The organism is Oleiphilus sp. HI0061 (assembly GCF_001635675.1).
Map to the genome: position 1 here is coordinate 1 of NZ_LWFE01001023.1, position 7,588 is coordinate 7,588.

Below are 7,588 nucleotides of genomic sequence, written 5' to 3' on the forward strand. Positions count from 1 at the left end.
TTTGATATGATAGTCACTATGACTATCTAAAAATCAATAATGGAATATCTAAACATTTTTAGAAAACAAAGCTGTCGACATTTTCGTGACATTTATACCACCTTAAAAGTTAGTACAGGTTTTGTACACAAGCTCAATATGAACACTCATATAGAAATAACACTAAACAGCTTAGTAAGACGCACAAAACATACGGATCAATTAAAAGCTCTATTGAAAAAGAATGGAGGAAAACTCACTAGAAAAGGTCGATCACGTAATTGGAAGCTAGAGCTGTCTTATCAAGATAAGAAAACGGTTGTCAACGAACTATACAACTCAGATGAGCCAAGCTGGCTATGGATTGCCAAGTTGCTCGCGCAACAAGAAAAGACGCACTCACATGAACAGTTAGTCACCATTGCGCGCCAAGCACCGGCGATTACAGTTAATCAGCTCGTTGCTGAAACTAATTGCAGTCTTGCAGAAGCGCGTAAAGCGCTTGACGAACTTGAATGGCTTTAAGCCGATAAGCTATTTGGCCAATATTTAAGATCAAATCTCAGCTAGATCGCCCTTCTCTTCTAACCAGGCTTTACGATCTGCGGCACGTTTTTTACCCAATAACATATCCATGTTCTCGTTGGTGAGGTCATGATCATCAATGGTAAGTTGCACTAGGCGGCGAGTGTCACGGGCCATTGTTGTTTCACGCAGCTGAAGCGGGTTCATTTCACCTAGCCCTTTGAAGCGCTGGACGTTTATTTTTCCCCTTTTCTTTTCCGCTTCGATACGGTCAAGAATACCCTTTCGTTCAGCTTCGTCTAACGCGTAATAAACCTCTTTACCGATATCAATTCGATATAATGGTGGCATCGCAACGAACACGTGACCACGTTCGACCAAAGTTCTAAAGTGTTTAACAAACAAAGCGCAAAGTAAGGTTGCGATATGAAGACCATCTGAATCAGCATCTGCCAAGATACAAACTTTACCGTAACGTAGGCCTTCTAAGTCCTCTGAATTTGGATCGACCCCCAAGGCTACTGCGATATCATGCACTTCTTGTGAGGCTAAAATCTGACCAGAGTCTACTTCCCATGTGTTTAGGATCTTACCTCTGAGCGGCATAATCGCTTGATATTCACGGTCACGCGCCTGTTTGGCTGAGCCACCAGCCGAGTCACCCTCTACTAGAAACAACTCGGAGTTCATAGTCTCTACACCAGAGCAATCAGCAAGCTTACCAGGCAATGCCGGGCCGGAGGTCACTTTCTTACGAACAACTTTCTTCGCTGCTTTTAGGCGCTTCTGAGCATTACTGATACACAGCTCTGCTAACTTTTCAGCATCATCAGTATGCTGATTAAGCCACAAACTGAAGGAGTCTTTGACGACACCGGAAATAAAGGCGGCAGCTTCACGCGAAGATAGGCGCTCTTTAGTCTGTCCGGAAAATTGAGGGTCTTGAAGCTTGGCTGATAGAACAAAACAGCTCTTGTCCCATATATCTTCAGAGCTCAGTTTGATACCACGCGGAAGGAGGTTTCTGAACTCACAAAACTCTCTCATCGCTTCCAAGCAGCCGGTACGAAAGCCGTTAACATGCGTTCCACCTTGAGCAGTAGGTATCAAGTTAACGTAGCTCTCCTGAGTTATCTCACCACCTTCAACTAACCATTGTATGGCCCAGTCTACAGCTTCGGTATTACCGGCCATTGATCCACTAAAAGGGGCTGAGGGGCAAGTTTCTAGACCGTTAGTTGCCGACAATAGGTAGTCTTTTAAGCCATCCTGGAAGTGCCATTCGTCTTTTTCATCGGTCTGTTTATTAGTAAAAGTAACTGCCAGACCAGGACACAATACGGCCTTGGCACGAAGAATGTGGCGTAAACGACTAACTGAGAACTTCACCGTATCAAAGTATTGTGCATCAGGCCAAAAGCGTAACTCCGTTCCCGTATTACGCTTACCCACCGAATCAATCACATGTAAGTCTTCAGTTTTAAAACCGTCAGCAAAGGCTATCTTATGTAGCTTTCCATCGCGCTTGATCAAAATTTCAAGCTTGGTAGTCAAAGCGTTTACAACCGATACACCAACGCCGTGTAGACCGCCCGAGAAGTTGTAGTTTTCATTGGAGAACTTACCGCCAGCATGTAGCTTACTTAAGATTAGTTCTACCCCTGGTACACCTTCTTCAGAGTGAATATCTACGGGCATCCCGCGCCCGTTATCGGCAACTGACAAAGAACCATCTTCATACAATACAACATCAATTTTACTGGCGTGACCCGCAAGCGCTTCATCGACACTGTTATCGATTACTTCCTGAGCAAGGTGATTGGGCCGAGTGGTTTCAGTATACATCCCCGGTCTTTTCTTAACCGGGTCCAAACCACTTAGTACTTCGATTGAGTCGGCGTTATATTGCTTCGGAGATGAGTTATTGTCTGCCATATACTTCTTATGCTGCTATTAATGAGGAGGGATTTTATTTAGTGAAGCTTAACCGAGAATAGAGAGGCTGCCAATACCTAGTCTTCACTTAAGTCTAAGGGGTAGTGACTCGCACCAATCTCAAGCACATCGAGAGCCTCGATATTTGATTCAAAGAACTGAACACTAAAGTCAATGCCACTGATCACTTCCCGATTTGCGTTTAAGGTCTCGAACGAGTAGTAATTCGGATAGATTCCTTTTGCTTCTCCATCGTCAAATGAGCGCTCATCGCCATCATTATTGGTACTTGCTCTAACAAAATACTCGCCGACCGGGATATTCTCAAAGCGATAGCTGTATACACCGTCAGACAAAGATCCTGCCACGGTAGATGTAGCAAAAATAGGTTCTTCTGGCAAAGCGTTCAAAACCTCATCTAAGGCAATAAGCGATATATAAAGATTACCGACCGATTCGTTACCAGAAATAGTATTCGATGCGATTACATCAAGCGATGCAGTTTGCACCGCACCATCATTTATTTGATATTCTATGATCAAACTACCTTTCTTAAAGGTGTTTACTGGAATCGCTGCACTATTAATTTCTACCGTATAGATCCCTAAACCATTGGAATCTGTATCATCCTGACGAACATCTAACCAACTGGCGTCAGCTTCACTTGGTGTAATACCGGAGACAATAACGCTACCATTGCCTGGGTTAGACAAATATAGCTTTGCATTGACAGCATCATTAAAGAAAGAGAACGATTGCGGAAAGTAATACAAGGAGTCAGGTATATCGTTGCTTCCAGATGCCCATGCAACGGCTTTATGCGCATTAATTAGGCCATTGCCGAAACTGGATGAACCACCAATCAAGTCAGTGATGAGGCCGTTCTCTAATGCGTAGCTAAAACTTGAAGCATTGAGATCAGGATCTACCGACTTCATTAGCGCAGCCACACCTGAAACATGGGGGGCGGCCATTGAGGTTCCTAGGTACTCACTATATCCCGCCCCAGAGACAGTACTGATAATACCTTGCTGACCTTCAATCGTAGATTGCTCGTTGGAAGAGCCGCCGGGCGCTGCCACATCAATGTATGTTCCGTAGTTAGAAAAACCGGATAAGGCTAACTCTGACGTCACCGAACTCACTGCCGTCACACCGTCAAATGCAGCCGGATAAAACTTTTCGCTACTCGACTCATTCCCCGCTGCAGCAATTACGATAATGCCTTTAGCAATAACTGCATCGATTGCGGTCTTCAAGGTATCAGAGAAGCCTTCGCCACCGAGAGAAAGATTGATCACATCGGCAGGGTCACTAGGCAGCTCACCGCTATCATTGTCTAAGCCTCCTGCATACATGATCGCATTCGCCAAGTCCGCATCGGTTCCTTGGCTAACACCGTCTTCATTTTCTACCCCTAGAACGCGAAGAGCCATGACTCTTGAATTAAATGCTACACCCGATATGCCTTCACTATTATTACTTTGGGCAGCGACAATTCCAGCAACATGCGAACCATGATGCACTCGACTCAAATCCGTAGGGTCATCATCGAAACCGTCTTCGTCTCCGGAATATTCTGTGTCGGAAATAAAATCGTAACCACTTGTAGTCAACTGGTTGCGCAGATCAGGATGATCGGGATTGATTCCACTGTCGATGACAGCAACAATTACCCCGTCACCTGTAGCAGTATTCCATGCATCTTCAACCTTAAGTAGTGACAGATTCCACTGTTCTGAATAACGACTGTCGTTCGGGACGAAGGTAGCTCGGCGATAGTAGTTTGGCTCTGCGACCTCAATACCATCTAGTGCTTTTAGCTCTTCTAACAAAACCAGCGTTCGCCATTTTCTTTCGAGCTTACTAGCCTTGGACCAAGAGGTGCTTGAATTTACTCTTAAGTTACTATTAACGGTCGCATCGAAACGAAATAACTCTGCACTCAAACCCGCCCGCTTGGAATATTCTAGTCCGTAGCGCTCTACTAAAGTCCGTTGCAAGCTATCAAGTGAACGACTGCGTGTTGATGCGCCTTGAGCACTTGAACTCTGATCGAATGCAAGTAGCACCTCGCCTGGCACGAAGTCTAAGCGACTCGCTTCACTTAGCAGGCGTGCATTATCAGCACTTAAGTTTTGTGAAAGCGATAGCGTATACAGTAGCGCATCGTGCCCTTGTGTTGTGGCTACGCGCACATAGTATTCATTGGTAAGGGGAACAACTAAAGATTTGGCACCCGGTTCTGATATAGATAGTTCAGCCACAACGACGCCAGACTGATCTACTGCCCTGAGTTCAACAAGGGCATTGATATTGAATTCCTCTTCGTTAGCAGGAAAGACACTTAAACTTACAGTCTGGCCTTCGACCAAGGAAACTCGGTAATAATCATCAAGATCTTCCTCAAACTGATAGCAAAAACCAAGATCCTGAGACTTGCCATTTATGTAGCCTCCAATTGTAATCGGGTTACTAACCAGCTGGGCCGAAAAAAGAGAGTTATTCTGCTCACTAAGCGTGGAGCATGTTTGCTCAACATCAAGATCTACATTGGTATCAGGCTTTACGCTCACCTGGCCTTCGATTGTCACCAAGCCATCGTAAGTATCATCACTCAGCTTACTACCGCTTCCACAAGCAACTAAGGACAAGGCCAGGATACTCAATAGCAGCTTTAAAAAAGGGTGTGTACTCATATATGAAATCTCGATTACTGATAGCTAAAGACTTAACGCCAATAAATCAACCTTAGGACTAGGGCGAATAAATAGTCTATTAGTAAATTGTAGCAAAGTTAGGGAAATCTTTTTTGTTCTGACTCTGCATTTAACTGCCTGAGACGCGCCATTTTTTCGCCAATTTTTAGCTCTAAACCACGATTTACCGGGTGATATAACTGCGTGCCAGCAAGGTCTTCAGGAAAATAACATTCACCAGCAGCAAAGCCATCAGGCTCATCATGAGCGTAACGGTACTCCATTCCCATACCCTGATCTTTCATGAGCTGTGTAGGCGCATTTCTTAAATGCATTGGCACTGTCTCATCTCCGCCTTCCTGCACCAAACGTCGACAGGCATTAAAAGCGCTGTATACCGCATTGCTCTTTGGGGCGACAGCTAAGTAAATCACAGCGTGCGCTATACTCAGCTCACCTTCGGGGCTACCTAAGCGCTCCTGAACATCCCAGGCATTTAAAGCAAGTGTTAACGCTCGGGGGTCTGCATTACCAATATCCTCACTCGCCATCCTAACTACGCGCCTGGCTATATATAGAGGGTCACAACCGGCATCAATCATACGGACAAACCAATATAGCGCGGCGTCGGGATCAGAACCTCTAACAGATTTATGCAGAGCAGATATTTGTTCGTAGAAGATGTCTCCGCCTTTATCGAAGCGCTTAAGCGAACTTTGGATAACCTCTTCAATATTCTCTTTACTAACGACGCACCGCTTAGCATCTCTATCCGCCAGATCAACTGCTAGTTCAAGAAAGTTTAAGGCCTTGCGAGCGTCACCATCTGCAACCTTTGCCAAAATATCGACTAGCGATTCGTCTATTTTCACGTCAATATCGGGGAAGCCATTTCGATGCGCTAAAGCGTTGCTTATAACCAAAGCGGTTTCGTGCGAGTCCAACTTTTTTAATACATAAACCCTTGCACGTGAAAGTAATGCATTATTCAATTCAAACGAGGGGTTTTCGGTTGTCGCGCCGATAAAGATAACAGTGCCATCTTCAACAAAGGGTAAAAAAGCATCTTGCTGGGACTTATTAAAGCGGTGGACTTCATCTACGAAAAGTATTGTGTCCCTACCCGTTTGTTGACGATACATCTTTGCCTGTTCAATCGCCGAACGGATATCTTTCACACCACTCAATACTGCAGATAAGGGCAAGAAGTTGGCATCGAAGTGCTCAGCTAATAGATTCGCAAAAGTAGTCTTGCCGACGCCAGGCGGCCCCCATAAGATCATAGAATGAAGAGCTTGTTTATCTATGGCTTGCCTTAATGGACGAGAAGGCCCTACCAGGTGACTTTGACCAACATACTCTGACAGGTCTGCAGGTCTTACACGCGCAGCTAAAGGCGCATAGCGTTTGCTTGTAGATTCTTTCTGGGATTCACTAAAAAGCGGCGCGTCATCGAATAAAGACATTTTCTATCTACCTATGAGCCGGGTATTTGGACATCTCTAATAATGTCAGTACCTTCTGGTAATTCAGGCGTAAAGGTATTACTTGGCAGCTCTAAATTAACTTGCGACTGAATAAAGCTCATTGTACTTTCTTGCCCTAAAGCATCTGTGATCCGGAGTTCGCTCACATTCGAACCAGAGAAACGTAACTTCAGCCCCTCAAATAAGCTTTCCTCTGATTTTGGCTTTAAAGTGAACTGCCTTATTGATGGTTCAAACCATGCCATTTCTACCTCAAATAGCTGACCAATTTTTTGAGTATCACCACTAAACAATATTGCGGGAGTCGTTTGCACCTGCGAGCCCACAGCTTGGATAGTTGCCTGCTCTAAGTCAGGGTCATAAACAGTTACCTCCTTTCCATCAGAGATAACAATTTGTTCGAGCGGTTCATAGGTACGCCAGAAGAATTTGCCTGCTCTATCTGCTTTAAGCTCACCTTTAGACTCCTGAATACGTGCACCACGCTGATCAACAGAATATTGTACAAAAGTCGCAGAAAGAGTTTTTATCCTATTCAGAGACTCTACAAGCTCATCCAGTGCAGAGCCTTGCGTTTCAGGTGCTGAATAAACTGAACAGGTAAAAAGAGATAAAACGGAGAAGAAAATAAATCTATACATAGTGTGTCCATAACAAGTAATACAAGGCGTATACACCCTAAATAAGCGTAAGCCTTTCGCTAGAACGCAACTTTAACACATGAAACAAAGCTGAAAAGATAATTGTTGTTCATCTTATCATCTTGGCTATTTGCATAGATAACAACCCGAATTCTAAACGCTCAGCCCCTATTCACCACTTAAAACACTACATATCGGCATATCTAGAGCCACAAAAATTGATTCAGAATCACTCACCCACTAGCGATCTTCTCTCATTAAACTACACTTGAGGATCAGTGGTTTAGATATTTCCACTTCTAACAATGGTGATCATTTTGAA

The 7,588-nt window shown here is 44.3% G+C and carries 5 protein-coding genes; 1 reads left to right on the plus strand and 4 read right to left on the minus strand.

Annotated elements, in window-relative coordinates; genetic code table 11:
- Nucleotides 1-138 precede the first annotated feature (138 nt).
- On the plus strand, nucleotides 139-504 hold the full coding sequence (locus A3735_RS12790) for a ribosome recycling factor family protein (protein WP_068516094.1): 366 nt from the start codon (nucleotides 139-141) through the stop codon (nucleotides 502-504).
- 30 nt (nucleotides 505-534) lie between these two features.
- Here the strand turns inward: A3735_RS12790 and parE are convergent, their stop codons facing one another.
- The 4 genes from parE to lolA all read right to left on the minus strand — a co-directional run bounded on the left by parE (nucleotide 535) and on the right by lolA (nucleotide 7,266).
- Nucleotides 535-2,439: a DNA topoisomerase IV subunit B gene (parE, locus tag A3735_RS12795; RefSeq protein WP_068554448.1), complete on the minus strand. Its 1,905-nt coding sequence runs from the start codon at nucleotides 2,437-2,439 to the stop codon at nucleotides 535-537.
- Between the two features lie 77 nt (nucleotides 2,440-2,516).
- Nucleotides 2,517-5,138, minus strand: coding sequence for a S8 family serine peptidase (locus tag A3735_RS12800; RefSeq protein ID WP_068511485.1), 2,622 nt, complete (start codon nucleotides 5,136-5,138; stop codon nucleotides 2,517-2,519).
- Nucleotides 5,139-5,236: 98 nt separating this feature from the next.
- Entirely contained in the window at nucleotides 5,237-6,604 is a 1,368-nt protein-coding gene (locus tag A3735_RS12805) for a replication-associated recombination protein A (RefSeq protein ID WP_068511488.1), read from the minus strand.
- Between the two features lie 11 nt (nucleotides 6,605-6,615).
- Nucleotides 6,616-7,266: an outer membrane lipoprotein chaperone LolA gene (lolA, locus tag A3735_RS12810; protein ID WP_068511490.1), complete on the minus strand. Its 651-nt coding sequence runs from the start codon at nucleotides 7,264-7,266 to the stop codon at nucleotides 6,616-6,618.
- Between the last annotated feature and the right edge of the window lie 322 nt (nucleotides 7,267-7,588).